The sequence below is a fragment of the Caulobacter flavus genome, from assembly GCF_003722335.1.
In the GTDB taxonomy this organism is placed as follows: Bacteria; Pseudomonadota; Alphaproteobacteria; order Caulobacterales; family Caulobacteraceae; genus Caulobacter; species Caulobacter flavus.
In genome coordinates, this window is sequence record NZ_CP026100.1 from 2,037,124 (window position 1) to 2,060,474 (window position 23,351).

General features: G+C 72.7%; 25 protein-coding genes and 1 riboswitch. Of the genes, 17 read left to right on the top strand and 8 right to left on the bottom strand.

Annotation, left to right across the window (positions count from 1 at the left end; translation table 11 throughout):
• Positions 1–6: 6 nt before the first annotated feature.
• From C1707_RS09560 to C1707_RS09570, 3 genes are read left to right on the top strand one after another with little or no spacing between them, the layout of a single operon-like run.
• On the top strand, positions 7–288 hold the full coding sequence (locus C1707_RS09560) for a GTA-gp10 family protein (RefSeq protein ID WP_101713848.1): 282 nt from the start codon (positions 7–9) through the stop codon (positions 286–288).
• Complete coding sequence (locus tag C1707_RS09565; protein WP_420808256.1) at positions 285–473, top strand: phage tail assembly chaperone; 189 nt, start codon at positions 285–287, stop codon at positions 471–473. The genes C1707_RS09560 and C1707_RS09565 overlap by 4 nt, the downstream gene beginning before the upstream one ends.
• Positions 470–994, top strand: coding sequence for a phage tail tape measure protein (locus tag C1707_RS09570; RefSeq protein WP_101713849.1), 525 nt, complete (start codon positions 470–472; stop codon positions 992–994). Before C1707_RS09565 ends, C1707_RS09570 begins: the two co-directional genes overlap by 4 nt.
• On the opposite strand, the gene C1707_RS09575 is transcribed toward C1707_RS09570, so the two are convergent.
• The 5 genes from C1707_RS09575 to C1707_RS09595 form a co-directional block, all read right to left on the bottom strand.
• Positions 991–1,410, bottom strand: a complete 420-nt coding sequence (locus C1707_RS09575; RefSeq protein ID WP_101713850.1) for a DUF805 domain-containing protein — start codon at positions 1,408–1,410, stop codon at positions 991–993. The genes C1707_RS09570 and C1707_RS09575 overlap by 4 nt on opposite strands.
• On the bottom strand, positions 1,407–1,829 hold the full coding sequence (locus C1707_RS09580) for a DUF805 domain-containing protein (protein ID WP_101713851.1): 423 nt from the start codon (positions 1,827–1,829) through the stop codon (positions 1,407–1,409). Before C1707_RS09580 ends, C1707_RS09575 begins: the two co-directional genes overlap by 4 nt.
• A 5-nt stretch (positions 1,830–1,834) precedes the next feature.
• Positions 1,835–2,248 (bottom strand): DUF805 domain-containing protein, encoded by a 414-nt coding sequence (locus tag C1707_RS09585; RefSeq protein WP_101713852.1) that lies wholly within the window; start codon positions 2,246–2,248, stop codon positions 1,835–1,837.
• 75 nt (positions 2,249–2,323) lie between these two features.
• Positions 2,324–2,782 (bottom strand): DUF805 domain-containing protein, encoded by a 459-nt coding sequence (locus C1707_RS09590; protein ID WP_101713853.1) that lies wholly within the window; start codon positions 2,780–2,782, stop codon positions 2,324–2,326.
• Positions 2,783–2,861: 79 nt separating this feature from the next.
• Positions 2,862–3,377 (bottom strand): hypothetical protein, encoded by a 516-nt coding sequence (locus C1707_RS09595; protein WP_101713854.1) that lies wholly within the window; start codon positions 3,375–3,377, stop codon positions 2,862–2,864.
• A 78-nt stretch (positions 3,378–3,455) separates the two neighbouring features.
• Between C1707_RS09595 and C1707_RS09600 the strand changes: the two genes are divergently transcribed.
• The 5 genes from C1707_RS09600 to C1707_RS09620 all read left to right on the top strand — a co-directional run bounded on the left by C1707_RS09600 (position 3,456) and on the right by C1707_RS09620 (position 9,985).
• The gene (locus tag C1707_RS09600; RefSeq protein WP_101713855.1) at positions 3,456–4,100 is read left to right on the top strand and encodes a DUF2460 domain-containing protein; all 645 of its coding nucleotides are present in this window, start codon (positions 3,456–3,458) and stop codon (positions 4,098–4,100) included.
• Positions 4,100–4,750: a baseplate hub domain-containing protein gene (locus C1707_RS09605; protein WP_101713856.1), complete on the top strand. Its 651-nt coding sequence runs from the start codon at positions 4,100–4,102 to the stop codon at positions 4,748–4,750. Before C1707_RS09600 ends, C1707_RS09605 begins: the two co-directional genes overlap by 1 nt.
• On the top strand, positions 4,747–5,199 hold the full coding sequence (locus C1707_RS09610; RefSeq protein ID WP_101713857.1) for an NlpC/P60 family protein: 453 nt from the start codon (positions 4,747–4,749) through the stop codon (positions 5,197–5,199). The genes C1707_RS09605 and C1707_RS09610 overlap by 4 nt, the downstream gene beginning before the upstream one ends.
• The gene (locus C1707_RS09615; protein WP_101713858.1) at positions 5,199–8,966 is read left to right on the top strand and encodes a baseplate multidomain protein megatron; all 3,768 of its coding nucleotides are present in this window, start codon (positions 5,199–5,201) and stop codon (positions 8,964–8,966) included. Before C1707_RS09610 ends, C1707_RS09615 begins: the two co-directional genes overlap by 1 nt.
• 86 nt (positions 8,967–9,052) lie before the next feature.
• Positions 9,053–9,985 (top strand): DnaJ C-terminal domain-containing protein, encoded by a 933-nt coding sequence (locus C1707_RS09620; RefSeq protein WP_101713859.1) that lies wholly within the window; start codon positions 9,053–9,055, stop codon positions 9,983–9,985.
• A gap of 15 nt (positions 9,986–10,000) precedes the next feature.
• On the opposite strand, the gene C1707_RS09625 is transcribed toward C1707_RS09620, so the two are convergent.
• A complete protein-coding gene (locus tag C1707_RS09625) occupies positions 10,001–10,588 on the bottom strand; it encodes a helix-turn-helix transcriptional regulator (protein WP_101713860.1) in 588 nt (195 codons plus the stop codon).
• A 199-nt stretch (positions 10,589–10,787) separates the two neighbouring features.
• On the opposite strand from C1707_RS09625, the gene C1707_RS09630 reads away from it, so the two are divergent.
• Positions 10,788–11,246 carry a Rid family hydrolase gene (locus tag C1707_RS09630; protein WP_101713861.1) on the top strand — a complete coding sequence of 153 codons (459 nt, stop codon included), beginning with the start codon at positions 10,788–10,790 and terminating at the stop codon, positions 11,244–11,246.
• Here the strand turns inward: C1707_RS09630 and C1707_RS09635 are convergent.
• Together C1707_RS09635 and metE are read right to left on the bottom strand one after the other, a co-directional pair.
• The gene (locus C1707_RS09635) at positions 11,221–12,174 is read right to left on the bottom strand and encodes a LysR family transcriptional regulator (RefSeq protein WP_101713862.1); all 954 of its coding nucleotides are present in this window, start codon (positions 12,172–12,174) and stop codon (positions 11,221–11,223) included. The genes C1707_RS09630 and C1707_RS09635 overlap by 26 nt on opposite strands.
• Before the next feature lie 159 nt (positions 12,175–12,333).
• Positions 12,334–14,688: a 5-methyltetrahydropteroyltriglutamate--homocysteine S-methyltransferase gene (metE, locus tag C1707_RS09640; protein ID WP_101713863.1), complete on the bottom strand. Its 2,355-nt coding sequence runs from the start codon at positions 14,686–14,688 to the stop codon at positions 12,334–12,336.
• Between the two features lie 116 nt (positions 14,689–14,804).
• Positions 14,805–15,019: riboswitch (cobalamin riboswitch) on the bottom strand.
• Between the two features lie 157 nt (positions 15,020–15,176).
• Here metE and C1707_RS09645 point away from each other — a divergent pair.
• The 8 genes from C1707_RS09645 to C1707_RS09680 all read left to right on the top strand — a co-directional run bounded on the left by C1707_RS09645 (position 15,177) and on the right by C1707_RS09680 (position 23,238).
• On the top strand, positions 15,177–15,494 hold the full coding sequence (locus tag C1707_RS09645; protein WP_058349335.1) for a PepSY domain-containing protein: 318 nt from the start codon (positions 15,177–15,179) through the stop codon (positions 15,492–15,494).
• 17 nt (positions 15,495–15,511) lie between these two features.
• Entirely contained in the window at positions 15,512–16,189 is a 678-nt protein-coding gene (locus tag C1707_RS09650; protein WP_101713864.1) for a response regulator transcription factor, read from the top strand.
• A 16-nt stretch (positions 16,190–16,205) separates the two neighbouring features.
• Positions 16,206–17,600 carry an ATP-binding protein gene (locus C1707_RS09655; protein WP_101713865.1) on the top strand — a complete coding sequence of 465 codons (1,395 nt, stop codon included), beginning with the start codon at positions 16,206–16,208 and terminating at the stop codon, positions 17,598–17,600.
• Positions 17,601–17,772: 172 nt separating this feature from the next.
• Entirely contained in the window at positions 17,773–19,104 is a 1,332-nt protein-coding gene (locus C1707_RS09660; RefSeq protein ID WP_101713866.1) for a hypothetical protein, read from the top strand.
• 63 nt (positions 19,105–19,167) lie between these two features.
• Entirely contained in the window at positions 19,168–20,295 is a 1,128-nt protein-coding gene (ccmI, locus tag C1707_RS09665; protein WP_101713867.1) for a c-type cytochrome biogenesis protein CcmI, read from the top strand.
• Positions 20,292–20,798 carry a cytochrome c maturation protein CcmE gene (ccmE, locus tag C1707_RS09670; RefSeq protein ID WP_101713868.1) on the top strand — a complete coding sequence of 169 codons (507 nt, stop codon included), beginning with the start codon at positions 20,292–20,294 and terminating at the stop codon, positions 20,796–20,798. The genes ccmI and ccmE overlap by 4 nt, the downstream gene beginning before the upstream one ends.
• Entirely contained in the window at positions 20,795–22,777 is a 1,983-nt protein-coding gene (locus tag C1707_RS09675; protein ID WP_101713869.1) for a heme lyase CcmF/NrfE family subunit, read from the top strand. Before ccmE ends, C1707_RS09675 begins: the two co-directional genes overlap by 4 nt.
• The gene (locus C1707_RS09680; RefSeq protein ID WP_276310658.1) at positions 22,774–23,238 is read left to right on the top strand and encodes a cytochrome c-type biogenesis protein; all 465 of its coding nucleotides are present in this window, start codon (positions 22,774–22,776) and stop codon (positions 23,236–23,238) included. Before C1707_RS09675 ends, C1707_RS09680 begins: the two co-directional genes overlap by 4 nt.
• Positions 23,239–23,351 lie beyond the last annotated feature (113 nt).

Genomic DNA, 23,351 nt, shown 5'->3' on the forward strand with positions numbered 1-23,351 from the left:
GACGAGATGACCCTTCCCAACCTGGCCAGGGGCGAGGCGCTTGCGGTGCTGGGCGGCGTGACGCGGCGGCTGTGCCTGACTCTGGGCGCCCTGGCGCGGATCGAGGCGGCGCTGGGGCTGACCGACTGGAGCCAGCTGCCGCAGCGGCTGGCGCGGCCGTCGGCGGCCGACCTGATGGCGGTGCTGGAGGCCCTGGTCGATGACGGGCTGGGACCATTGGACGCGGCGGGGCTGAACCCGCGCGAGGCCGCCGACGCCGTGGCCAAGGCCCTGGCGGCGGCCGCGTGAGCCCCTGGGGCGAGATGCTGCGGCGGGCGGCGATCGAGTTCGCCGCGCCGCCGGACGCGTTCTGGCGGCTGTCGCTGAAGGAGTGGCGGGCGCTGACCGGGGCGCAGGTCGGCCCGGCGCTGGCGAGGCCGGAACTGGCGGCGCTGATGGCGCGGTTTCCCGATGAAGAGGAAGCGGACGGATGAGCGGTTTCGACGAGGTGGAGGGCCTGCCGCTGCGCACGGCCGAGGCCGCCGAGGCCCTGGCGGGGCTGGAGGCCCCGGCGCGGGCGGCGGCGCGGTCGATCGAGGACGCCTTCGCCGGCGCGGGCGAGCGGCTGGCGCGGTCGCTGGCCCGGGCGGCCGCCGACGGCGAGCTGTCGCTGGCCGAACTGGCGCGGGCGGTGCTGGGCGCGATGGCCGGCGGTCGCGGCGGCGGCCACGGAGGCGGGCTGGGCGAGGCGTTGAGCGCGGCGGTGTCGGGCGTGTTTTCCGGGGCGCGGGCCGAGGGCGGCCCGGTGACCGGCGGCGGGGCCTATCTGGTCGGCGAGCGCGGGCCCGAGGTGTTCCGCCCGGCCGGGGCGGGCGTGATCGAGCCGGCCGGGGGCGGCGGCGTCAGCGTGACGGTGCAGGTGGCCGGCGGCGAGGTCGGGGCCCTGGCCCGCTCGGACGCCCAGCTGGCCCAGGCCCTGGCGCGGGCGGTCAGCCTGGGCGCGCGGCGGCTCTAGCCGAACAGCTCGGCCCGCTGCTCGGGACTGGGGGCGGCCGGGCGCCTGGGCGGCCAGACGCCGAGCAGCACGATCAGGCAGAGCACCAGGGCCATGCCGGCCAGGCCGATGGGCATGGCGAGGCCGAGCGCGTCGCGGACGTCGAGGCCGGACATCGCCAGCTTTCGCAGGCCGTTGACCGCCACCGGGATCACCAGCGGGAACGGGGCCAGCCACAGGGGCAGGCCCGCGTCGCGCAGGCGGCGGACGGCGATGGGACACCAGGCCGCCAGGCCCGCCCAGCGGAGCGTCCAGAGCGGTATGTCGACCGGGACCATCATGCCCGTGACGACCGCGGCGAGGATGGCGACGATCGCGATCCAGTATTCGCGCCGACGGCCGCGTCCGCCCAGCCAGGCGACCACGGCGGCGATCACCCGAACACCTCGGCCCGGGCCTGCGGCGTCGGGAGGTCGGACGGCCTGGACTTCCAGACGCCGATCAGCGTCCAGAAACCGACCCATATGGCCAGGAGCGCGAAGGGGGCGATGTTGAGCATGGCCTCGCCGCCGCGCCCGTCGCCGCTGGAGGCGAGCGCGAACACACCGAAGAAGACCGCCAGCGACGCGGCGATCGGCGCCAGGCACAGCCAGGGCGACCAGCCGATGTCGCGAAGGCGTCGCGAGGCCAGCAGCAGCCAGGCCGCGAACAGCGTCCATCCCAGGGCGGTGCTGGCGGGCGCCAGGCGCAGCGCCAAGCCGGCGCCGATCAGCGCCACGGCGCTGATCCAGTATTCCTGCCGCCGGCAGCGGCCGGCCAGATAGCGCCAGGCGGCGCGAAGCGGGGAAACGGCCATGGCGCTCAGTCGAAGACCTCGGCCAGGCGGGGGGCCTGGTCGAGGCTGGCCGCGGGCTTCAGCGAGGCCCGGGCGCCGAGATAGATGATGAAGATCCAGGTTCCGACCACGCCGACGCCGACCGACACGAGCTTGGCGGTCTCGGGCGTCATGACGGGGACGATCGTGCGGGCCATGCCCACCAGCACGCCGAAGCCGAAGGTCGCGCCCAGCGGCGCGAGGCTGAGCCAGGGCGACCAGCCCAGCGCGCGCAGGCGGCGGACGGCGATCGGCAGCCACAGGAAGAAACCCAGGGCGTTGCCGAGGATGTTGTAGCCCAGCGCGCCGGCGGTTCCCGACGCCAGCACCAGCAGAACGATGCTGATCCAGTATTCGCGCCGGCTGGACCGGCCCGTCAGATAGGTCTTGATCGCGTTCACGCCGCGCCCCCGAAACACAAAGCCCCGCCGCAGGGTAGCGGCGGGGTTGCGCGGGCGAAAGGGCTCTCGCCGCGGTCAGACGGCCAGGGCGTTCAGCGGGCGGTCGCCCCAGCGGTTGTCGCTGGTGTCGCCCGGGGTGACGCCGACCCACAGCGTGAAGCCGATGCTGACCAGGAAGCCCAGCAGCAGGGACATCACCACGCCGCCGGCGCCGGCCAGGGCGAACAGTTCGGGGTCGCCGCCGTTCAGGGCGATGGCCGCCGCGCCGAAGCCCAGCCACAGGGCCGAGCCGATCAGCATCACCGGTCCCAGCACGATCGGGACGGCCTGCCACCAGCCGCTCTTGCCCATGTCGTGCAGGCGCTTGGTGTAGATGCAGACGAAGCAGTAGAGCGACGCCAGGGCCGCCAGATTGCCGATGACGGGGATCCACCCGGCCACCACGTTGACGCCCAGCAGCATGAGCCAGGCGATCCAGAACGCCTGACGGCCGATGCGGCCGTCGGCGGAGAACATCAGGTTTTTCCAGTCCATGTCTTTGTCTCCCAACCTTGAGGAGAGACTAGGGCGGGCCCCCGCGCACCTGAAGTGAAATGGGCGTCATGACAAGGGTTTAACCCGCCGCCATCGCGGCGGGCGCCAGCGCCGGGTCAGGCGTCGCGCGGCGCGGGCCGGGCTCGACGCCCAGCCAGCCCAGCAGGGCCAGCCACAGCAGGCCCGAGGCGCCGGCGCCGGTGAAGATCGGCACGATGACGGCCATGCCCTGCAGGTGGCCCATCCAGGCCATCAGGGCGCCGGTGAGGATCAGGTCCAGGCCCCAGACCCCGACCAGCGGGCCGGCGCCATGGCCCATGTCGCGCAGGCGCTTGAGGCACAGCACGCCGCTGATCCAGCCCTGCAGGGCCAGGATGAGCAGGCCTGGGATCCAGCCGTCGAAGCCGAGGGCCGGACCGCTGACGTCGACCAGCCACGGCCCGACCAGCGGGATGGCGGCCATGGGCGCGGCGCCGTGTCGGCCGAACGCCAGGAAGCCGCCGATCTCGAGCCCGAGCAGCAGGAACAGGCCTGTCCAGAACGGTCCGCGGCCGATGGCGCCGCGCGGCGAGAAGAGCAGGACGAAGAAGGGCACGGCGGGAGCTCCGGCGGGTCTGGATGGAATGTAAGTAAATAATCACTCACATCATGCGACTGTCAAGGAGGCTCCACAATGAGCTTGGGCTTGAGCGCCTTTCACGAGGTGCGGCTGCCCGTTCGCCTGGCCTTCGGCGGGACGAGCGGGATCGAGCGCCGCACCGAGATCGTCGGCCTGGCCTCGGGGTTCGAGCACAGGTCCAGCCCCTGGGCGCACGGCCGGCGGCGCTATCTGGTCGGCACGGCGACGCGGAGCCTGGACGAGGCGGCCGAGCTGGTCGCGTTCTTCGAGGCGCGGCGCGGGCGGCTGCACGGCTTCCGCTTCCGCGACCCGGCCGACTTCAAGTCGTGCGCGCCGTCGCTGGCGCCGGCCCCGGGCGACCAGGTGCTGGGAACCGGCGACGGGACGCGGACGGCGTTCCAGCTGGCCAAGGCCTATGGGACGGGCGCCGAGGCGGTGGTGCGGCCGATCGCCAAGCCGCTGGCCGCGACCGTGCGGGCAGCCGTGGCCGGGGCGGAACTGGCGCCTGGCGCCTTTTTCGTCGATGCGGCGACGGGGCTGGTGGTGCTGGCGACGGCGCCGGCGGCGGGCGCGGCGGTGACCGCCGGCTTCCTGTTCGACACGCCCGTGCGCTTCGACCTGGACCGGATCGACGTGACCCTGGAGGGGTTCGGCGCGGCCCGGGTCGGGGCGGTGTCGCTGGTCGAGGTGCGGGCCTGATGCGCGCGATCGACGCGGCGCTGGCGGCGCGCATCGCGAGCGGGGCGGCCAGCCTGTGCCACGCCTGGGTGCTGACCCGGGCGGACGGGGCGGTGCTGGGCTTCACCGACCACGACCGCGACCTGACGGTGGCGGGCGTGACCTGCCGGGCGGCCAGCGGCTGGAGCGCGGGCGCGGCCGAGAGCGAGGCGGGGTTCGGGCCCGGCCTGGCTGCGGCCTTGGGGGCGCTGGACGATATGGCGATTACGGCCGCCGACATCGAGGCGGGCCTCTATGACGGCGCCCAGGTGGTCTGCCGGCGGGTGGACTGGAGCGCGCCGGCGCTGCTGGTCGAGCTGTGGCGGGCGCGGGTTGCGCGGGTGTCGTGGACCGGCCAGGCCTTCACGGCCGAGCTGGAGGGACCGGCGGCGGACCTGGAGCGCACGGCGGGCCGGACCTACGCGCGCAACTGCGACGCGAGCTTGGGCGACGCCCGCTGCGGCGTCGATCTGGCGGCCCATCCCGGCGCGACCTGCGACCGGCGCTGGACGACCTGCCGGACGGTGTTTTCCAACGGCGCCAACTTCCGCGGCTTTCCGACCCTGCCGGGCGAGGACTTCCTGACGCTCTATCCGTCCGAGGGCGAGACCCACGACGGGGGGCGGCGATGAGGGCGCCGTCGCGAAGAGAGGCGATCCTTGCCGAGGCGCGCGGCTGGCTGGGCACGCCCTACCAGCACCAGGCCAGCCTGCAGGGCGCGGGCTGCGACTGCCTGGGGCTGGTGCGCGGGGTGTGGCGGGCGCTGCACGGGACCGAGCGCGAGGCGCTGCCGCCCTATCGCCCCGACTGGGCCGAGATCGGCGAGGGCGAGCCGCTGCTGGAGGGGCTGGGGCGGTCGCTGGTCGCCATCGACCCGGCGGCGGCGCGCCCTGGCGACGTGGTGGCGTTCCGCATGGCCGCCGGCGTGGCGGCCAAACACTGCGCGATCCTGTCGGCGCTGGGGCCGAAGGGCGCGCGGATGATCCACGCCTATTGGGGACGGGCCTGCGTCGAGAGCTGGCTGGGACCCTGGTGGCGCGCGCGGCTGGTCGCCGCATTCTCGTTTCCGGAGCAGGGCTGATGGCGCAGATGATCCTCACCGGGGCCAGTTCGGGCCTGGGTTCGCTGGGCGCGGTCGGCGCGACCCTGGGGGCGATGGTCGATGTGGGCCTGGCCGCGGCCCTGGCGCCGGCCAGGGTCTCGGGGCCGCGCATCGCCGAACTGAAGCTGACCGGGGCGGCCGAGGGCGCGCCCATGCCCTGCGCGTTCGGCCGGGCGCGGGTGGCCGGCCAGGTGATCTGGGCGGCGCGCTTTCGCGAGCATCGCCGGCAGAGCGGCGGCAAGGGCGGGCGCGTGCGCTCGTACGGCTACAGCCTGTCGTTCGCCCTGGCGGTGGGCGAGGGTCCGATCGACGGGATCGGCCGGGTGTGGGCCGACGGCAAGGTGATGGACATGGACGGCGTGGCCATGCGCGTCCATCGCGGAACGCAGGACCAGGCGCCCGACCCGCTGATCGCGGCTGTAGAGGGCGAGGGAGGGGGCGAGGCGCCGGCCTATCGCGGCACGGCCTACGTGGTGTTCGAGGACCTGGCGCTGGACGCCTTCGGCGGGCGGCCGCCGCAGCTGTCGTTCGAGGTGCTGCGCCGGCCGGGCGGCGAGGGGACGGGGCTGGAGGACCGGCTGCGGAGCGTGTGCCTGATCCCCGGGGCGGGCGAGTTCGTGCTGGCCACCGACGTGGTGCTGCGCCGCGAGGGGCTGACCCGCACCAGCGCCGAGAACCAGAACAACGCCGAGGGGCGGGCCGACCTGCTGGTCTCGCTGGACCAGCTGCTGGCGCAGCTGCCGAACGTGAGGCACGTGAACCTGGTGGTCAGCTGGTTCGGGACCGACCTGCGCTGCGGGACGTGCCAGATCCGGCCGGGCGTCGAAGCGGCCGACAAGCCGACCGAGCCGATGGCCTGGAACGTGGCGGGGCTGTCGCGCGGGCAGGCGCGGCCGATCTCGAGCAGCGGCGGCGCCGTCGCCTACGGCGGCACGCCGGCCGACGCGGCGGTGATCCAGGCGATCGCCGAACTGAAGCGGCGGGGGCTGTCGGTGACCCTCTATCCGTTCGTGCTGATGGACGTGCCGGCGGGTAACGGCCTGGCCGATCCGCATGGCGGGAGCGAGCAGGCGGCCTATCCCTGGCGCGGGCGGATCAGCTGCCATCCGGCGCCGGGACGGGCCGGATCGCCGCACAGGACCGCGGCGGCGGCCGGGCAGGTGGCGGCGTTCTTCGACGGCGAATGGGGCCTTGGCCGGTTCGTGCGGCACTATGCCCAGCTGGCGGCGCGGGCCGGCGGGGTGGACGGCTTCCTGATCGGCTCGGAGCTGGTCGGCGTCACCCGGGTGCGGGACGCGGCGGGGTTTCCGGCGGTGGACGCCCTGAAGGCGCTGGCCGGGCAGGTGCGGGCGCTGGTCGGGCCGGATACGAAGATCGGCTACGCCGCCGACTGGAGCGAGTATTTCGGATCCCAGCCGGCCGACGGCTCGGGCGACGTGCACTTCCATCTCGACCCGCTGTGGGCCGATCCGGACATCGACTTCGTGGGGATCGACTATTACCCGCCGATCACCGACTGGCGGGACGGCGAGGACCACGAGGACGCCCTGGCCGGCTGGGGCGGACCGCACGATCCCGACTACCTGCGCCACGGCCTGACGGGCGGCGAGGGCTTCGAGTGGTTCTACGCCTCGGCGCAGGACCGGGCGGCGCAGGCGCGCACGCCGATCACCGACGGGGCGCATGGCGAGCCCTGGGTGTTCCGGCCCAAGGACCTGCTGGGCTGGTGGAGCAACCCGCACCACGACCGGCCCGGCGGCGTGCGACAGGCCAGCCCGACGGCCTGGGTTCCGAGGTCCAAGCCGATCCGGTTGATCGAGTTCGGCTGCGGGGCGGTGGACAAGGGCGCCAACGCCCCGAACCTGTTCGTCGACGACAAGAGCGCCGAGAGCGCCCTGCCGCCGTTCTCGGACGGAAGCGCCGACGAGCTGGGCCAGCGGCGGGCGCTGGAGGCGGTGCTGGGCTGGGTGGCCGATCCGGCCGCCAATCCTGTGTCGCCGGTCTATGGCGGACCGATGATCGAGCAGGCCAGCGCCTGGTGCTGGGACGCGCGGCCGTTCCCCGACTTTCCGGCCCGCGCGACCGTGTGGGCCGACGCGCCCAACTGGCGGCTGGGCCACTGGCTGAACGGCCGGGCCGGCGCGGCGGGCTTGGCCGAACTGGTCGTGGCCGTGGCGGCGCGGGCCGGCGTCGAGATCGATCCGGGCGAGGCCAGGGGCGCGCTGGGCGGGATCGTGGCCGGCTATGTCATCGAGCGGCCGATGCGGCTGCGCGACGCGCTGGCGCCGCTGACCGAGGCCTTCGGGCTGGACGCGGTGGAGCGGGGCGGCCGGGTGCGGCTGGTCTCGCGCTCGGGTCCGGCGCTGGGCGTGCTGGCCGGGGAAGACCTGGCCTGGCCCGAGGACCGTCCGGCCCCGACCAGCGCGGCGCGGCGGCTGGAGGACGCGGCGGGCGCGGTGCGGCTGCGGTTCGTGGACCTGGCGCGCGACTACCAGGCCGGCGGCCTGGTCGTGCGGGAGGGGCCCGGGGCGCTGACCCTGGACGTCGAGGCGCCGCTGGTGCTGACGGCGGCCCAGGCCGGGGCGATCGCCCGGCGGCGGCTGGACGCCGAAAGCGCCGCGCGGCGCGAGCGGATCGTCCACCTGTCGCCGCTGGCGGCGCTGCGCTGGCAGGCGGGCGATCGCCTGACGCTGGACGGCGAGACCTGGCGGGCGGCGCGGGTCGACCTGGACGAGCGGCCGCGCATGAAGCTGTTGCCCGTGCTGCCGATGACGGGCGAGACCGGGGCGATCGACTGGAGCCCGGCGCCGGCGCGTCCGCCGGTGGGGCCGCCGGCCCTGCTGGTGCTGGACCTGCCGCCTCTGCCGGGCGCGGAGGAGGACGTCCGGCCGCTGGTCGCGGTCGCGGCCCAGCCCTGGCGGGCCTTCGACGTGCATGCGGGGGCGGGCGCCGAGGCGCTGCGCGTGCGGGCGACCGCCACGGCCAGCGCGACGGTGGGGACGACGCTGTCTGACCTGCCGGCCGGGCCCCGGCACAGGATCGACCGGGGCACGCGGCTGGTGGCGCGGCTGGAGGGCGAGGCGCCGCGCAGCCGGGCCCGCGCCGCGGTGCTGGCCGGCGAGAACCTGCTGGCGGTGCGCGGGCCGGACGGCGACTGGGAGCTGCTGCAGTTCCTGCACGCCCAGCTGATCGGGCCGGAGACCTGGGCGCTGAGCGGACTGCTGCGCGCGCAGGGCGGTTCGGACATGGCGGCGCTGGTCCCGGCCGGAGCGACGGCGGTGCTGGTCGACGAAGCGCTGGTCCGGGCCGAGGTCGCCCTGGGCGAGCGGGGCCTGCCCCAGGTCTGGCGCGCCGCGCCGGCCGGCGGTCCGGCGGCGGGGCCGGCGATGACGCAGGTCGAGGCGACCTGGCGGGGCATGGCGCTGCGGCCGTGGTCGCCAGCCCACCCGCGGGCGCGGATCGTGGGCGGCGAGACCCGGCTGTCGTGGATCGCGCGCGCCCGGATCGGCGGCGACGGCTGGGAGGCCGAGGTCGCGCCGGGCGAGGCCGGCGAGGCCTGGCGGGTGGAGATCCTGGACGGCGAAGAGGTGGTGCGGACGGCGCAGGTCGCGACGCCGAACTTCGTGTGGACGGCGGCGATGCGGGCGGCCGACCTGCCGGCCGGGGCGTCCGGACCGCTGTCGGCGCGGGTGGCCCAGGGCTCTGCGGCCTTCGGCTGGGGCGCGCCTGCGACCATCTCGCTGTGATATTAATGCAACATTTGGCTTGCGCCCGGCGCGGAACCGCCTAATTGAGGGGCTTCGGCATTTCCGTACTTCCTTGAGGGCCTTCCTTGGCGCGCGACCCCTATCTGGAGCTTGGCGTTTCCCGCGGCGCGAGCGCGGACGAGATCCGCAAGGCCTTCCGCAAGCTGGCCAAGCAGTATCACCCCGACACCAATCCGGGGGACAAGAAGGCCGAGGACAAGTTCAAGCAGGTCAGCGCCGCCTTCGACATCCTCGGTGACGCCGAGAAGAAGAAGAAGTTCGACGCCGGCGAGATCGACGCCGACGGCCGCGAGACCATGCGCGGCTTCGGCGGCGGCCAGGGTCCGTTCGGCGGTGGTTTCAACCGGGGCGGCGGCTTCGGGCGCGGCGGCGGGGGTGAGGGCCCCGAGATCGACCTCAACGACCTGTTCGGCGACATCCTGGGCCGCAATCGTGGCGCGGGCACCGGCGGCGGGTTCGGCGGCGGCGGCTTCTCGGCCAAGGGCGCGGACGTGCGCGCGCGGCTCGACATCGACCTGGAAGAGTCGATCAAGGGCGGCAAGAAGCGCGTGGCCTTCTCGGACGGCCGCACCATCGACGTGACCATCCCGGCCGGCGCCCAGGAAGGCCAGACCCTGCGCCTGAAGGGCCAGGGCAGCCCGGGCCGCGGCGGCCCCGGCGATGCTTTGATCGAGCTGGCGGTCAAGCCGCACCCGATCTACCGCAAGGAAGGCGAGCACTTGGTCATGGACCTGCCGGTCAGCGTTCCCGACGCGGTGCTGGGCGGCAAGGTCGAGGCCCCGACCCCCGACGGTCCGGTCAACGTGACCGTGCCCAAGGGCGCCAACAGCGGCGCCAAGCTGCGCCTGAAGGGGCGCGGCCTGGCCGACGCCAAGGGCCATCGCGGCGACCTCTACGCCCGCCTGGTCGTCACCCTCCCCGAGACCATCGACGAGGACCTGGAGAAGTTCGCCCAGGCCTGGCGCGAGCAGAAGCCCTACACGCCCAAGCGGCGGTAGTGCCTTTCGGGCCCGTCACTGCGCGAGGCGCTCTGCGTCGATCGTCAGCCGGCGCCACCTGCCCGGCGCACCGCCGGTGAGGTTGGTGAAGGCGCGGGTGAAATGCGCCTGGTCGGCGAAGCCGCAGGCCAGGGCGATCTGACCAAGGCTCTGCCCGGTGGTCATCATCAGCCAGCGCGCCCGCTCCAAGCGCCGGCGGGTGACGTGCTTGCTGAACGGCGCGCCGAAGCTGACCCGAAAGCAGCGAGAGAAATGGCTGGGGCTGAGCCGCACCTGTTCGGCCGCCTCGGCCAGGGTGAGGCGGCGGTCCAGCCCCTCGTCGACATAGCGGCCGATGCGCTTGACCTGCCAGGGCGCAAGGCCGCCTGGCGGATTGTGATCTTCCGGCGTGAGCAGGCGGCGCGCGGCGGTGAGGCAGCGGCGAACCGCCCGGGGATCGTCTTCGAGCCGCTCCAGGCTCTCGCGCACGAGAAGATCGATCGTCGCCAGGTCCGGCGCCTGGCCGGGCCTTCGACGCGGCCGGCGATCGTCGTCGACGAGCGCGAACGGGAACGCCTGGGGGCGGTTGGCGGATAGCTCTCGAGACGACTGTTCCGCGATCATGGCCGTACCTGCTCCTCGTCAAGGCGAGGCTGACCGCCTCCCGTTGGCGAAGGGGTAGGGAGCGGACGGACGGCTGACCAACGGCATTTCTGCCCGACCAATTGGGCAGAAACGCCGTTTGAACGGCGCGCCCAATTCCTGCGATCAGGTCGCCGACGCCGGGCCGAACCGGAGCGGCGAGACATGCAGGAGGCGGGACATGACGAACCCGAGCGCAACCATCGACAAGCAAGCCGCCTATCTGGGCGTTCCGTGGGAGGACGCTTACGGCTACGCCCAGGCGATCAAGGTGGGGAACACGATCCGGGTGTCGGGCCAGCTGAGCCATGACGACCAGGGCAAGCTGATCGCGCCGGCCGCGCTGGACGCGCACGGCCGGCCCGCCGATTTCTCGACCATGGAGGCGCAGATGCGCGCCACCTACGCCAATGCGGCCAAGGTGCTGGCGCAGTACGGGGCCAGCCTCGACAACGTGGTGGAAGAAACCCTCTACGTGCTCGACGTCGACGCGGCGTTCGCCGTCGCGTCCAAGGTTCGCGGCGAAGCCTACGACGTGGCCCGGCCGATGGTGGCCAGCAACCTGATCGGGGTGTCGCGCCTGGCGTTTCCCGAGCAGATCATCGAGATCACCTTCACCGCCCTGCTGCCGGAAACCTGAGCGGGCGCGGGCGGCGGTCCGGCCCCGCGTCTTGGCCGGACCGGCCCTCGACCAGGTCCCGGCTCTGGCCGATGGCCTCGGCGCAATGGGTCATGAACGCGTAGACCCGGCCCGAGCGGCGGATGTCGGGATGGGTCAGCAGCCACAGGTCGTCGTTTAGCGCCGGTTCGATCGGGCCGACGCGCTCGATGTCGGGCGACAGGTCGCCCAGCATGCACGGCAGGTAGCCCACGCCCAGGCCCGCGGCGATGGCCGCCGCGGCGCCGGCGACGGAGTCCGTGAGGTAGCCGATGGCGTCGGGCGACACGCGGCCCGCGACCAGTTCGGCGGCCTTGAGACCAGACAGCCTGCCGCCGTAGGACACCCACTGCCGATCGGCCGCCGGATGCGCGGCGGAGGATGGGCGGGGCCCATAAGGCGCCCAGGCGATCACGGCGACCTTGCGCCCGAACAGATTCTCGGGCGGTTTCTCGGTGGCGCGAATGGCGATATCCGCCTCGCCGCGCGCCAGGTTCAAGGCGCCGTTGCCGACATTGACCTCGACCCGGACCGCCGGGTTCCGCGCCTTGAACGAGGCGATCATCGGCGTGAGGAAATAGAGCAGGATCGAGTCGCTGGTGGTGATGCGCAGGTCGCCCGCATGGCCCTGCGCGTGGCCCGACACCCGGCGGGCGACGCCGACCACGTCCAGCTCGACGCGCTCGGCCAGGGCGACCACCTCTTGTCCCTGCGCGGTGGCGACATAGCCGGTGCGGCGGCGGTCGAAGAGCGCCACGCCTAGCACTTCTTCGACCTTGGCCAGGCGGCGCGCGATGGTCGAGCCGTTGATGCCCAGCATCTGGGCCGCGGCCGCCAGCGCGCCGGTGCGGGCGACAGCCTGGACGATGCGAAGGTCGTCCCAAGAGAGCTTGCTGGTGGGGTCGCTCATGCCGTTTGCGGTTTCGATCTCGACATCAACCGGGCCATGCGCCCGCGCGGGGCCGGTCGTATGGTCGAGTCGTCTCGCAAAATCACGATCCGTTTGCGCTAGACGGATCTTACGCCGCCAGCGAACGAGGCGCGCGGTGCATCGCGCGCCCCTCCATCGCTACGCCCCGACCAGTTGCTCCCTCGCGGCCTTGGCGGCGGCGACCATGTTGGCCAGGGCCGGTTCGACTTCTTCCCACTTGCGGGTCTTCAGGCCGCAGTCGGGATTGACCCACAGCTGGGCGGGCGACAGGCGCTGGCCGGCCAGGGCGAGCAGGTCGAGCATCTCGCCGGAGGCGGGGCTGCGGGGGGCGTGGATGTCGTAGACGCCGGGGCCGATCTGGGCCGGGTAGGCGTAGGCCTCGAAGGCGTCGAGCAGCTCCATCTTCGAGCGCGCGGTCTCGATGGAGATGACGTCGGCGTCCATGGCGCCGATGGCGGCGATGATGTCGTTGAACTCCGAGTAGCACATGTGGGTGTGGATCTGGGTCTCGTCGCGCACGCCGCTGGCGGCGATGCGGAAGGCCTCGACGGCCCAGGCAAGATAGGCGTCCCAATCGCCGCGACGCAGCGGCAGGCCCTCGCGCAGGGCGGCCTCGTCGATCTGGATGATCTTCGCGCCGGCGGCTTCCAGGTCGAGCACCTCGTCGCGGACGGCCAGGGCGATCTGGCGGCAGGTCTGGCCGCGCGGGATGTCGTCGCGGACGAACGACCACTGCAGGATGGTGACCGGGCCCGTCAGCATGCCCTTCATCGGCTTGTCGGTGAGGGATTGGGCGTAGGCCCACCACTCGACCGTCATCGGCGCGGGACGCGAGACGTCGCCGTAAAGGATCGGCGGGCGCACGCAGCGCGAGCCGTAGGACTGGACCCAGGCATGCTTGGTGAAGGTAAAGCCGTTCAGCCGCTCGCCGAAGTACTGGACCATGTCGTTGCGCTCGAACTCGCCGTGGACCAGCACGTCGAGGCCGATGTCCTGCTGCCAGGCCACCGCGCGGGCGGTCTCGGCGCGCAGGAAGTCGGCGTAGTCGACGTCGGGCATTTGTCCCTTGGCGTGGGCGGCGCGGGCGGCTCGCACGGCGGCGGTCTGCGGGAACGAGCCGATGGTGGTGGTCGGCAGGGGCGGCAGGGACAGGCGCTGCTGCTGCAGGACGATGCGCTGAGCGAACGGCGTGGCGCGGGTCGCGTCACCGGCCGTGACTGCGGCGGCGCGGGCCTGGACTGCGGCGTCGTGGATGCGCGGCGAAGTCTTGCGCGAGGCGACGGCGGCGCTCGCGGCGTCGAGTTGCTCGCGGACGGCGGCGCGACCCTGGTTCAGGGCCTTGGCCAGGATGGCCAGCTCTTCCAGCTTCTGGACGGCGAAGGCCAGCCACTGGGCGACCTCGGGGTCGAGGGCGGTCTCGACCGCGAGATCGAGCGGCGTGTGCAGCAGCGAGCAGGACGGGGCCAGGATCACCCGGTCGGGGCCGCGGGCGGCGACCACGGGTTCGACGCGGTCGAGAACGGCTTCGAGATCGGCGCGCCAGACGTTGCGGCCGTCGACGACGCCGAGTTCGAGGACGAGGCTGTCGCGGGCCAGGGCGAGCACGGCGTCGAGGTCTTGCGGCGCGCGCACGAGGTCCAGGTGCAGGCCGTCGACCGGCAAGTTGGCGGCGGTGGAGAGATTGTCGCCGTAGGTCCCGAAATAGCTGGCCAGCAGGATGCGCAGGCGCGGGGCGGCGTGGGTCAGGGCGCCGTAGGCGCGGCGGATCTCGGCGCGCTCGAAGTCGGTGAGGTCGAGCGCCAGGCACGGCTCGTCGATCTGCACCCAGTCGGCGCCGGCCACGGCCAGGCGCTGCAGGATCTCGGCATAGACGGGCAGCAGCGCCGACAGCAGCGACAGCGGCTGGAAGTCCTTGTCCTTGGACTTGGCCAGCTTGAGGAAGGTGACGGGGCCCAGGATCACCGGGCGGGTGAAGATCCCTTGCGCCTTGGCCTCGAGGAAGTCGTCGACGACCTTGGTCGAGGTCAGGGCGAAGGCCTGGCCGGGGACCAGCTCGGGCGCGAGGTAGTGGTAGTTGGTGTCGAACCACTTGGTCATCTCGAGCGCCGGCAAGCCGGTGGCGGGGGCGCCGTGGGCGCAGCCGTGACCGCAGGTCTCGTGCTCGCCTTGGGCGCCATGACCTTGCGTGCCGCGCGCCATGGCGAAGTAGAGCGGCAGGTCCACGGGGCCGCCGGTCCAGCCATAGCCGGACGGGATCGCGCCGACCATGACGGCGGTGTCGAGCACGTGGTCGTACAGCGAGAAGTCGTTGCCGGGCACGTGGTCGACGCCCAGGTCGGCCTGGCGGCGCCAGGCCAGGGCGCGAAGCTCGGCGGCCTGCGCCTGGAGGCCGGCGGCGTCGAGGCGGCCGGCCCAGTGGGCCTCCAGCGCAGTCTTCAGGCGGCGCTGCGGGCCGATGCGGGGAAAGCCGAGGGCGGCGACGGTGACGGTCATTCTCGAAAGCCTCTGTCTCGATGATGACGGAGGCTGGACGGGGCGCAGGCACGGGCGCGCGAACGGGCTGGCCGACCCGCGCCTGGAGCTAGCGACCAGACCGGGCACCCCGCCGGAGGACGTTATCTGTCGAGGCAGGTCTCCTGGCTCGCGGGTCAACGCCGCCGTCCTGGCCTTCCCGGCGCCCCGCCGAATCGAGTTCGGGGCGCCAGTGACACGTATCGGACGACCGCTCGCCGCTTACAGTTGCGGGGGCAGCGCCGGTTTCACACCGGCTTCCCTCTTAGCTTTGGACGCAAAACGTCCGCAGACCACGACCCCTCTATCAAGCCAGGAAGCGGGAGCGTTGTCAACAAGGACATAAAGATATCTTTATGTGATCTAAGATTGCGTCGGAGCGGGGCCTTGGCCCGTGACAGGACGTCGCACACCGTTCATAAACCCCGCGTTCAGTCTCCATTCAGCCGTGCGCGGCTAAACCGGACGCCATGAAGCCGATCCGAGCCATACTCGCCGCAGCCGCCATCGTCGCCGCCCTCCCGGGCGCGGCTCTGGCCCAGCGCGGCCCGGACTCTCTGGGCGCCGACTGGCGGGCCCGGCAGGACCAGGCGCGTGGCGGCGTACAGTCGGGCCGGCTGGTGCCGCTGAGCGCGGTGATCGACAACATCGCCCGCCGCACGCCGGGCCGCCTGCTGGACGCGGGCCTGGAAGGCCGCAACTATCGCATCCGCTGGGCGACGACCGACGGCCGCCGCATCGACTTCATCGTCGACGCCGAGAGCGGCCGGATCCTCAGCGGGGGCTAAGGAGCTTCTAAAAGACCATGCGCATCCTGCTCGTCGAAGACGATCCCGACCTGTCGCGCCAGCTGAAGCTGGCCCTGGCCGACGCCGGCTACGCCGTCGACCATGCCGCCGACGGCGAGGAGGCCCAGTTCCTCGGCGAGACCGAGCCCTATGACGCGGTCATCCTCGACCTGGGCCTGCCCAAGGTGGACGGGGTGTCGGTGCTGGAGCGCTGGCGGCGCGGCAGCGTGGCCACGCCGGTGCTGATCCTCACCGCCCGCGGCGCCTGGAGCGAGAAGGTCGCCGGCTTCGACGCCGGGGCTGACGACTACCTGACCAAGCCGTTCCACACCGAAGAGCTGCTGGCGCGCCTGCGGGCGCTGCTGCGGCGCTCGGCCGGCCACGCCGCGCCGAGCCTGACCTGCGGCGGCCTGCGCCTGGATCCGCGCGCCGCGCGGGCCAGCGTCAACGGCGAACCGCTGCGCCTGACCTCGCTGGAATACCGCCTGCTGCACTACATGATGATGCACCAGGGCCGGGTGATCGGCCGCACCGAGCTGGTCGAGCACCTGTACGACCAGGACTTCGACCGCGACTCAAACACCATCGAGGTGTTCATCGGCCGCCTGCGCAAGAAGCTGGGCGCCGACCGCATCGAGACGGTGCGCGGCCTGGGCTACAGGCTGATCCCGCTGGAAGGCGAGACGACCGGGTGATCCCGCGCGGCGGCGCCTGTTGATGCTCGACTTCCGCAAGCGCTCGCTCGTCCGGCGGCTGGTGCTGCTGGCGGCCATCTGGACGCTGATCGTGCTGCTGGCGGCCGGGGCCTTCCTGACCGCCCAGTTCCGCGACGCGGCCATCCGCCGGTTCGACCAGTCGCTGGCGGTGCTGACCGACGACCTCTACGCCGGCTCGGCGGTGGAGGACGGGGTGCTGAAGGCGCCATTCCTGACCGATATCCGCGCCACCCGGGCCTATTCGGGCCGCTACTGGACGATCTTCGCCCAGCGGAACGGGGCCCTCAAGGCGGTCGAGCGCTCGCGGTCGCTGTTCGACAGCGACCTGATGCTGTCGACGGCCCAGGTCGACCGGCTGACCGCCGACCCGGGCAAGACCCAGTTCTTCGACATGCACGGTCCGCAGGACACGCCGCTGCGGGCGGCGGCGATCCTGGCGCGCCTGCCCAACTATCCCGACCCGGTGGTGTTCATCGCCGCCGAAGACCGATCCCCGATCGACGACGACGCCGACCGTTTCGGAAGAATCACCATCTTCGCCCTGCTGCTGCTGGGCGCGGGCCTGATCCTGGCCATCGTCGTGCAGGTGCGTTTCGGCCTGCAGCCGATCTTCCGCCTTCGCCGCGAGATCGCCGACGTGCGGCGCGGCAAGGCCGAGCGGCTGGCCGGCCCCTATCCGGTGGAGCTGGAGCCGCTGGCCGGCGAGCTGAACGGCCTGCTGGCCCACAACCAGGAAGTGGTCGAGCGCCAGCGCACCCACGTCGGCAACCTGGCCCACGCCCTGAAGACGCCGCTGTCGGTGATGCTGACCGAGGCCAGCCAGCAGGGCGGGGCGCTGGCCGAGGTGGTCGAGCGCCAGGCCCAGACCATGCGCGAGCAGGTCGACCACCACCTGCGCCGGGCGCGGGCGGCGGCGCGCTCGCAGACCAGCGGCGAGCGCACGCCGGTGGAGCCGATTCTCGACGAACTGGCCGTGACCCTGGAGCGGATCTTCCAGGACAAGGCCGACGGCCGGGGCGTGGAGATCGACTGGCGCTGCCCCGAGGACCTTTGCTTCCAGGGCGAGCGGCAGGACTTCATGGAACTGGCCGGCAACGTCATGGAAAACGCCGGCAAGTGGTCGAAGGCCAAGATCCGGGCCGAGGCCAGGGCCGACGGCGAGGGCAAGATGCTGCTGGTCGTCGACGACGACGGGCCGGGCATTCCCGCCGAGCAGCGGGCGCAGGCGCTCAAGCGCGGCCAACGGATGGACGAGCACACGCCGGGCACCGGCCTTGGCCTGTCGATCGTCGACGAACTGACCCGGGCCTATGGCGGATCGGTGACGCTGGACGATTCGCCGCTGGGCGGCCTGCGGGTGGTGCTGTCGCTGCCGCGCGCCGAAGGTTAACGCCACCGGGCGCCATCTGCGGGCGAGCGCGCTGTCGCGAAGGTGGAGCCAGGCGTCCCGCGACCATTCGCCTGACCTTCCGACGTTGAAAAAGCAGCGGTTTCGGAAAGTTTTAACTTCGTTGGCAACATGGTTGACGCTGCCAGGACCCCCCAGTTCCCGGCGGAGATCCATGGCCGCACTCGCCGCGCAAAAACTGCAGATCATCCGGACGCTGGTCGAGACCGCGCCCGATGCGGCTCTGCGCAGTCTGGAGCTGGCGCTGGCCAATGCGTCGGGCGGCGCGCTGTCGACCGTGCGGGCCATCGTCGAGGACGAGACGGCCGACCGCTACGTCCGCAACACCATCCTTTCGCCGATCGCGCCGCTGTGCCAGCCGCGCGCGGCCGACCTGCCGCAGTTTCCGCGCCGGGCCCTGGCCCTGCTGTGGATCGCGCTGAAGGCCGAGGCCCCGCGCCAGGTCGCCGAGGGCGCGGCGCGCTGCAATCCCTGGGACCTCGACAACGGCGCCCCGGACGTCTTCAACCAGCTGTGCAAGATCGCCGCCCGCGGCCTGCGCGAGCCGACGCGGCCCGAGTTCGAGGCGGTGGGCCGGATCTGCGACGCCGAAGCGCTGGCCGACTATCTGGATCTGTCGATCATCGTCCGCAACGCCCTGCCGCGGCTGTCTGAATGGGTCAGCCGGATGAACGGCGAACGGGCGGCCTCGGCGCGCCTGGCCTATCGCGACGCCTGCGCCATCAGCGGCGACGCCGGTCCCCGGATGTTCGAGATGCTAGCCGCGCACCTGCCCGAGCCGTGGCGCATCCTGCGGGTGATCTCGGCCGTGATGGACCGTCCCAACGACCGCTATCTGGCTTCGTCGGAGGTCAAGGCCTTCGGCGAGCGCATGCTGGCCGACATCGAGGCCAGCATCGAGCACGTGCGCGGCTTCGACCTTTCCGGCGGCCAGGCGGCGGGGCGCGAGGCCGCCGCCAGCGCCCAGCGCATCGCCAACCAACTGACCGAGTTCGAGCAGGCGGTCGACGTGGCCAAGGACGGTCCGTGGGGCAAGCGGATCTCGAAGTTCAAGCAGGCCGCGGCCCAGGCGGCCGAGGCGCGGATGAACGCGGCCGACAAGGAGCTGTCTCTGGCCCTGCCGTCGCGGCCGATCTCGATGATGGGCAAGATGGGCGGCGGCAAGGGCGTGCCCAAGCTGGACGTCGCCCCCGACGAGGCCCTGGTGCGCCGCGCGACGGCGGCCCTGGCCTTCATCGAGGACCTGCGGCCCTGCGCGGCCCAGGCGGGCTACGGCGCGACCCGCACCAAGGCGCTGGAGAAGCTGAACCAGCGCCTGGACCAGTACATCGAGGACTGCCTGTACGTGGCCCGCACCGCCGAGGGCGGCGACCCGCAGATCGCCCGGGCCTATCTCGACATCGCGGCCGGCTACATCGTGCATACGCGCGACGAGAAGACCGCCGAGATCGTCCGCCGTCGCGCCGTCGCGGCCATGGCGGCGTGATCGCGTCCCTTAAGCGCGTTTTTTCACTGACGGGCGGCCGCTTCTCCGGCTAACAGCGATCTCATGATCGGTTTCTGGATCGCAGCCGCGGGTCTGTCCGCCGCCGTCGCCGCCCTCGTGCTGCGAGGCGCCGCGCGTGGTCTCACGCCCGCCGGGGACGATCCTGCCCTGGCCGTGCACCGCCGCCAGCTTTCCGAGATCGACGACCTGGCCGAGCGGGGCCTGCTGGCCGAGGGCGAGCTGAAGGCCGCCCGCGCCGAGGCCGGTCGCCGCCTGCTGGCCGCCGCCGACCAGAGCGCGGCCTGGCCAAGAGAGGGTCTGGGTCCGCGCCGCGTGACCGTGATCGCCGCCGCCGCCGCGCCGCTGCTGGCCCTGGGTCTCTATGTCGTCGTCGGGGCGCCGGGCGCGCCCGACCAGCCGTTCGCCCGCCGGGTGGCCGAATGGAAGGCGGGCGATGCGAGCCTGCTCGATCCGCCGCGCATCGTGGCGATCCTGGAGCAGGCGGCCCGCACCGAGACCGACAATCCCGAGCTCTATCGCAACCTGGCCATCGCCCGCATGGCCGGCGGCGACGCCATCGGCGCGGCCGAGGCCTTGCGCAAGGCCGTGCGCCTGGCGCCGCAGCGGGCCGAGCTGTGGACGGCGCTGGGCGAGGCCTTCGTGACCAGCGAGGAGGGCCAGGTGGGCGCCGACGCCCGCACCGCCTTCACCGAGGCGCTCAAGCGCGATCCTGAGAACCTTTCCGCCCGCTATCACCTGGCCAAGGGCGAGATCGCCGACGGCCGCCTCGAGGCCGGTCTGGCCGGCTGGCGCGCGGTGCTGGCCGACCTGCCGGCCGACGACCCGCGCCGCCCGGTGCTGGCCGCCGAGATCGACCGCACGGCTCAGGCCGGACGCCTGGTCGACGCCGTCCCGCAGCAGGCCGCCGCCGGCGAGGTCACCCCCGACATGATCCAGGGCATGGTCGAGGGCCTGGCCCAGCGGCTGGCCGCGGCGCCCGACGACCCCGAAGGCTGGGTGCGGCTGGTGCGCGCCTATGCCGTGCTCGGCGACGCCGCCCGCCGCGACGCGGCCCTGAAGGCCGCCTCCGAGCGCTTCGCGGACCAGCCCCGCGTGCTGGCCGCGCTGCGCCAGGCCGCCGACACGCCGCCCGCCCAGACCCTGAACGTCCCCAAGTCGAACGCGCGATGAGCCTGCTTCCCAAATCCCGCAAGGCGCGCCGGCGCCTGACCATCCTGCTGGCCATCGCGCCGGTGGCGGCCCTGGCGGTGGGCCTGGCGCTGTACGGCATGCGGGACTCGATCTCGCTGTTCTACACCCCCGCCCAGGCCCAGGAGGCCAAGGTGCCGGCCGGCCGCAAGGTGCAGCTCGGCGGGCTGGTCCAGACGGGGAGCGTGGTCAAGCATCCCGACGGCCTGGTGGAGTTCGTCGTCGCCGACCAGAAGGCGACCAGCAAGGTGCGCTACCAGGGCGACCTGCCCGACCTGTTCCGCGAGGGGCAGGGGATCGTCGCCACCGGCGCCTTCGACGACGACGGCGTGTTCGTCGCCGGGCAGGTGCTGGCCAAGCACGACGAGCGCTACATGCCGCGCGAGGTGGCCAAGGCCATCAAGGAGCAGGGCGAGTGGCGCGGCGAGGGGGCGCCGCCTCCCGCTTATGGATCGTCCAAGGGTCCGGAGAAGACCGCCAAATGATCGTCGAGTTCGGCGCCTTCGCGCTGGTTTTGGCCCTGGCCCTGTCGGTCGCCCAGACGGGTCTTTCCGCCGCCGGCGCCTTGCGGCGCTCGGGCGTGCTGGCCGGGGCGGGACGCGGCGCGGCCCTGGGGGCCTTCGCGGCCCTGGCCTGCGCCTTCGCGGCGCTGATCTACGCCTTCGTGGGCTCGGACTTCTCGGTGGCCAACGTGGCGGCCAATTCCCACACCGCCAAGCCGCTGCTCTACAAGGTGGCCGGCGCCTGGGGCAGCCACGAGGGCTCGATGCTGCTGTGGTGCCTGGTGCTGACCGGCTACGGCGCGGCCGTGGCGGTGTTCGGCGAGCGCCTGCCGCCGCGCCTGCGGGCCTGGGCCATCGCCATGCAGGGCGCGCTGGGCGTGCTGTTTTCGGCTTACACCGTCTTCGCCTCTAATCCGCTGGCCCGCCTGGCCGACCCGCCGGTGGAAGGCCGCTCGCTCAATCCGCTGCTGCAGGACTGGGCGCTGGCCGTGCACCCGCCGTTCCTCTACGCCGGCTATGTCGGCTTCTCGGTGGTGTTCTCGTTCGCGGTCGCCGCCCTGATCGAGGGCAAGGTCGACGCGGCCTTCGCCCGCTGGGTGCGGCCCTGGACCCTGGCGGCCTGGAGCCTGCTGACCGTCGGCATCACCCTGGGCGCCTTCTGGGCCTATTACGAGCTGGGCTGGGGCGGCTGGTGGTTCTGGGACCCGGTCGAGAACGCCAGCTTCATGCCCTGGCTGATCGGGGCGGCCCTGCTGCACTCGGCCATCGTGCTGGAGAAGCGCGGCGCCCTGCCGGGCTGGACGGTGTTCCTGGCCCTGGCGGCGTTCGGCTTCTCGATGCTGGGCGCGTTCCTCGTGCGCTCGGGCGTGCTGACCAGTGTCCACGCCTTCGCCGTCGACCCGACGCGCGGCGTGCTGCTGCTGAGCATCATGGGGATCGCGGCGGGCTTCGGCTTCCTGATGTTCGCGATCCGCGCGCCGAGCCTGAACGCCGGCGGCCTGTTCGCGCCGGTCAGCCGCGAGAGCGCGATCGTGCTGAACAACATCATCCTGTCGGCGGCGACGGCGACGGTGCTGCTGGGCACGCTCTATCCGCTGATCCGCGAGGCCATGGACGGCGAGGCCGTCTCGGTGGGGCCGCCGTTCTTCAACCTGACCTTCACGCCGCTCCTGGTGTTGGCGCTGGCCATCCTGCCGGCCGGGCCGCTGCTGGCCTGGAAGCGGGGCGACGCGCGCCTGGTCGTGCGTCGGCTTTGGCTGGCGCTGCTGATCGCGGCGATCCTGGGCATGGCCGCCTACGCCGTGGTCACGCCGCGCAAGGCGCTGGCCAGCCTTGGGCTGGTGCTGGGCTTCTGGCTGATCGGCGGGGCGCTGGCCGAGCTGGCCGAACGGGTGAAGGCCTTCCGCGCGCCCTGGGCCGAGGTGCGCCGCCGCGCCGCCGGCCTGCCGCGCGGCGCCTGGGGCACGACCATCGCCCATGCGGGCCTTGGCCTCTTCGTGCTGGGCGCCTGCTTCGAGACCGCCTGGAAGGTCGAGACCGCCCAGGCCCTGTCGGTCGGCGGCAGGATCGAGTTGGGCGGCTACGTGCTGACCCTGACCGACGTCGGCACGCTGGAAGGGCCCAACTACCTGGCCGAGCGCGGGATCGTGCGTATCGAGAAGCAGGACGGGGGGCTGGTCTGCACCGCCCAGCCCGAGCGGCGGTTCTTCCCCACCGGCGGCCAGACGACCTCGGAAGTGGCGCTATGCCCGCGCGGCCTGGACGACCTATACGTGGTCATCGGCGAGCGCCGGGCCGGCGCCGACGGCCAGCCGGCCTGGCTGGTGCGGGCCTACGTCAATCCGTGGGTGCGGCTGATCTTCCTGGGACCGCTGATCATGGCGCTGGGGGGCGTGGTATCGCTGTCGGACCGTCGGCTGCGGCTGGGCGTGGCCAGGAAAGCCAAGGGAGCGCAGGCGTGAAGGCGTTCGTCCGGACCCTCGCCGTCGCCCTAGCCGCCGTCGCCTGCATGGCCGCCGCCTCCGATCCGTCCGAGCGCCTGGCCGACCCGGCCCAGGAGGCCAGGGCGCGCGATCTGTTCAAGGAAGTGCGCTGCCTGGTCTGCCAGAACGAGTCCATCGACGACTCCGAGGCGGCGCTGGCCCGCGACCTGCGTCTTCTGGTGCGCGACCAAGTGAAGCAGGGGCGGAGCGACGCGGAGATCCGCGCGTTCCTGACGCAGCGCTATGGCGAGTTCGTGCTGCTGAAGCCGCCGTTCTCGGCCGGCAACGCGGTGCTGTGGCTTACGCCGCTGGCGGTTCTGCTGGCCGGCGGGGGGCTGATGGTCGCGCTGCTGCGGCGTCGCCGGACCCCCGAAGCGGGGCCGGAAGCGCTGTCGGCGGAGGAAGAAGCGCGGCTGAAGGGACTACTCGAAGGCGAATGACACGATTGCGCCCTGATGAGGCCGCAAGAAACGCCGCGAGGATGAAGGAAAGATAATCCTGGAACCGTTGCACGAATTGCTGGTGCAACTAGGTTCTGTTCGAGAACCCGGCG

Coding starts and splice junctions, on each gene's coding strand:
- ccmE (WP_101713868.1), top strand. CDS start 20,292: ATGAGCCTGCTTCCCAAATCCCGCAAGGCGCGCCGGCGCCTGACCATC.
- C1707_RS09625 (WP_101713860.1), bottom strand. CDS start 10,588: ATGATCGCGGAACAGTCGTCTCGAGAGCTATCCGCCAACCGCCCCCAG.
- C1707_RS09615 (WP_101713858.1), top strand. CDS start 5,199: ATGGCGCAGATGATCCTCACCGGGGCCAGTTCGGGCCTGGGTTCGCTG.
- C1707_RS09610 (WP_101713857.1), top strand. CDS start 4,747: ATGAGGGCGCCGTCGCGAAGAGAGGCGATCCTTGCCGAGGCGCGCGGC.
- C1707_RS09590 (WP_101713853.1), bottom strand. CDS start 2,782: ATGGACTGGAAAAACCTGATGTTCTCCGCCGACGGCCGCATCGGCCGT.
- C1707_RS09580 (WP_101713851.1), bottom strand. CDS start 1,829: ATGGCCGTTTCCCCGCTTCGCGCCGCCTGGCGCTATCTGGCCGGCCGC.
- ccmI (WP_101713867.1), top strand. CDS start 19,168: ATGATCGGTTTCTGGATCGCAGCCGCGGGTCTGTCCGCCGCCGTCGCC.
- C1707_RS09570 (WP_101713849.1), top strand. CDS start 470: ATGAGCGGTTTCGACGAGGTGGAGGGCCTGCCGCTGCGCACGGCCGAG.
- metE (WP_101713863.1), bottom strand. CDS start 14,688: ATGACCGTCACCGTCGCCGCCCTCGGCTTTCCCCGCATCGGCCCGCAG.
- C1707_RS09660 (WP_101713866.1), top strand. CDS start 17,773: ATGGCCGCACTCGCCGCGCAAAAACTGCAGATCATCCGGACGCTGGTC.
- C1707_RS09605 (WP_101713856.1), top strand. CDS start 4,100: ATGCGCGCGATCGACGCGGCGCTGGCGGCGCGCATCGCGAGCGGGGCG.
- C1707_RS09650 (WP_101713864.1), top strand. CDS start 15,512: ATGCGCATCCTGCTCGTCGAAGACGATCCCGACCTGTCGCGCCAGCTG.
- C1707_RS09630 (WP_101713861.1), top strand. CDS start 10,788: ATGACGAACCCGAGCGCAACCATCGACAAGCAAGCCGCCTATCTGGGC.
- C1707_RS09560 (WP_101713848.1), top strand. CDS start 7: ATGACCCTTCCCAACCTGGCCAGGGGCGAGGCGCTTGCGGTGCTGGGC.
- C1707_RS09635 (WP_101713862.1), bottom strand. CDS start 12,174: ATGAGCGACCCCACCAGCAAGCTCTCTTGGGACGACCTTCGCATCGTC.
- C1707_RS09600 (WP_101713855.1), top strand. CDS start 3,456: ATGAGCTTGGGCTTGAGCGCCTTTCACGAGGTGCGGCTGCCCGTTCGC.
- C1707_RS09645 (WP_058349335.1), top strand. CDS start 15,177: ATGAAGCCGATCCGAGCCATACTCGCCGCAGCCGCCATCGTCGCCGCC.
- C1707_RS09675 (WP_101713869.1), top strand. CDS start 20,795: ATGATCGTCGAGTTCGGCGCCTTCGCGCTGGTTTTGGCCCTGGCCCTG.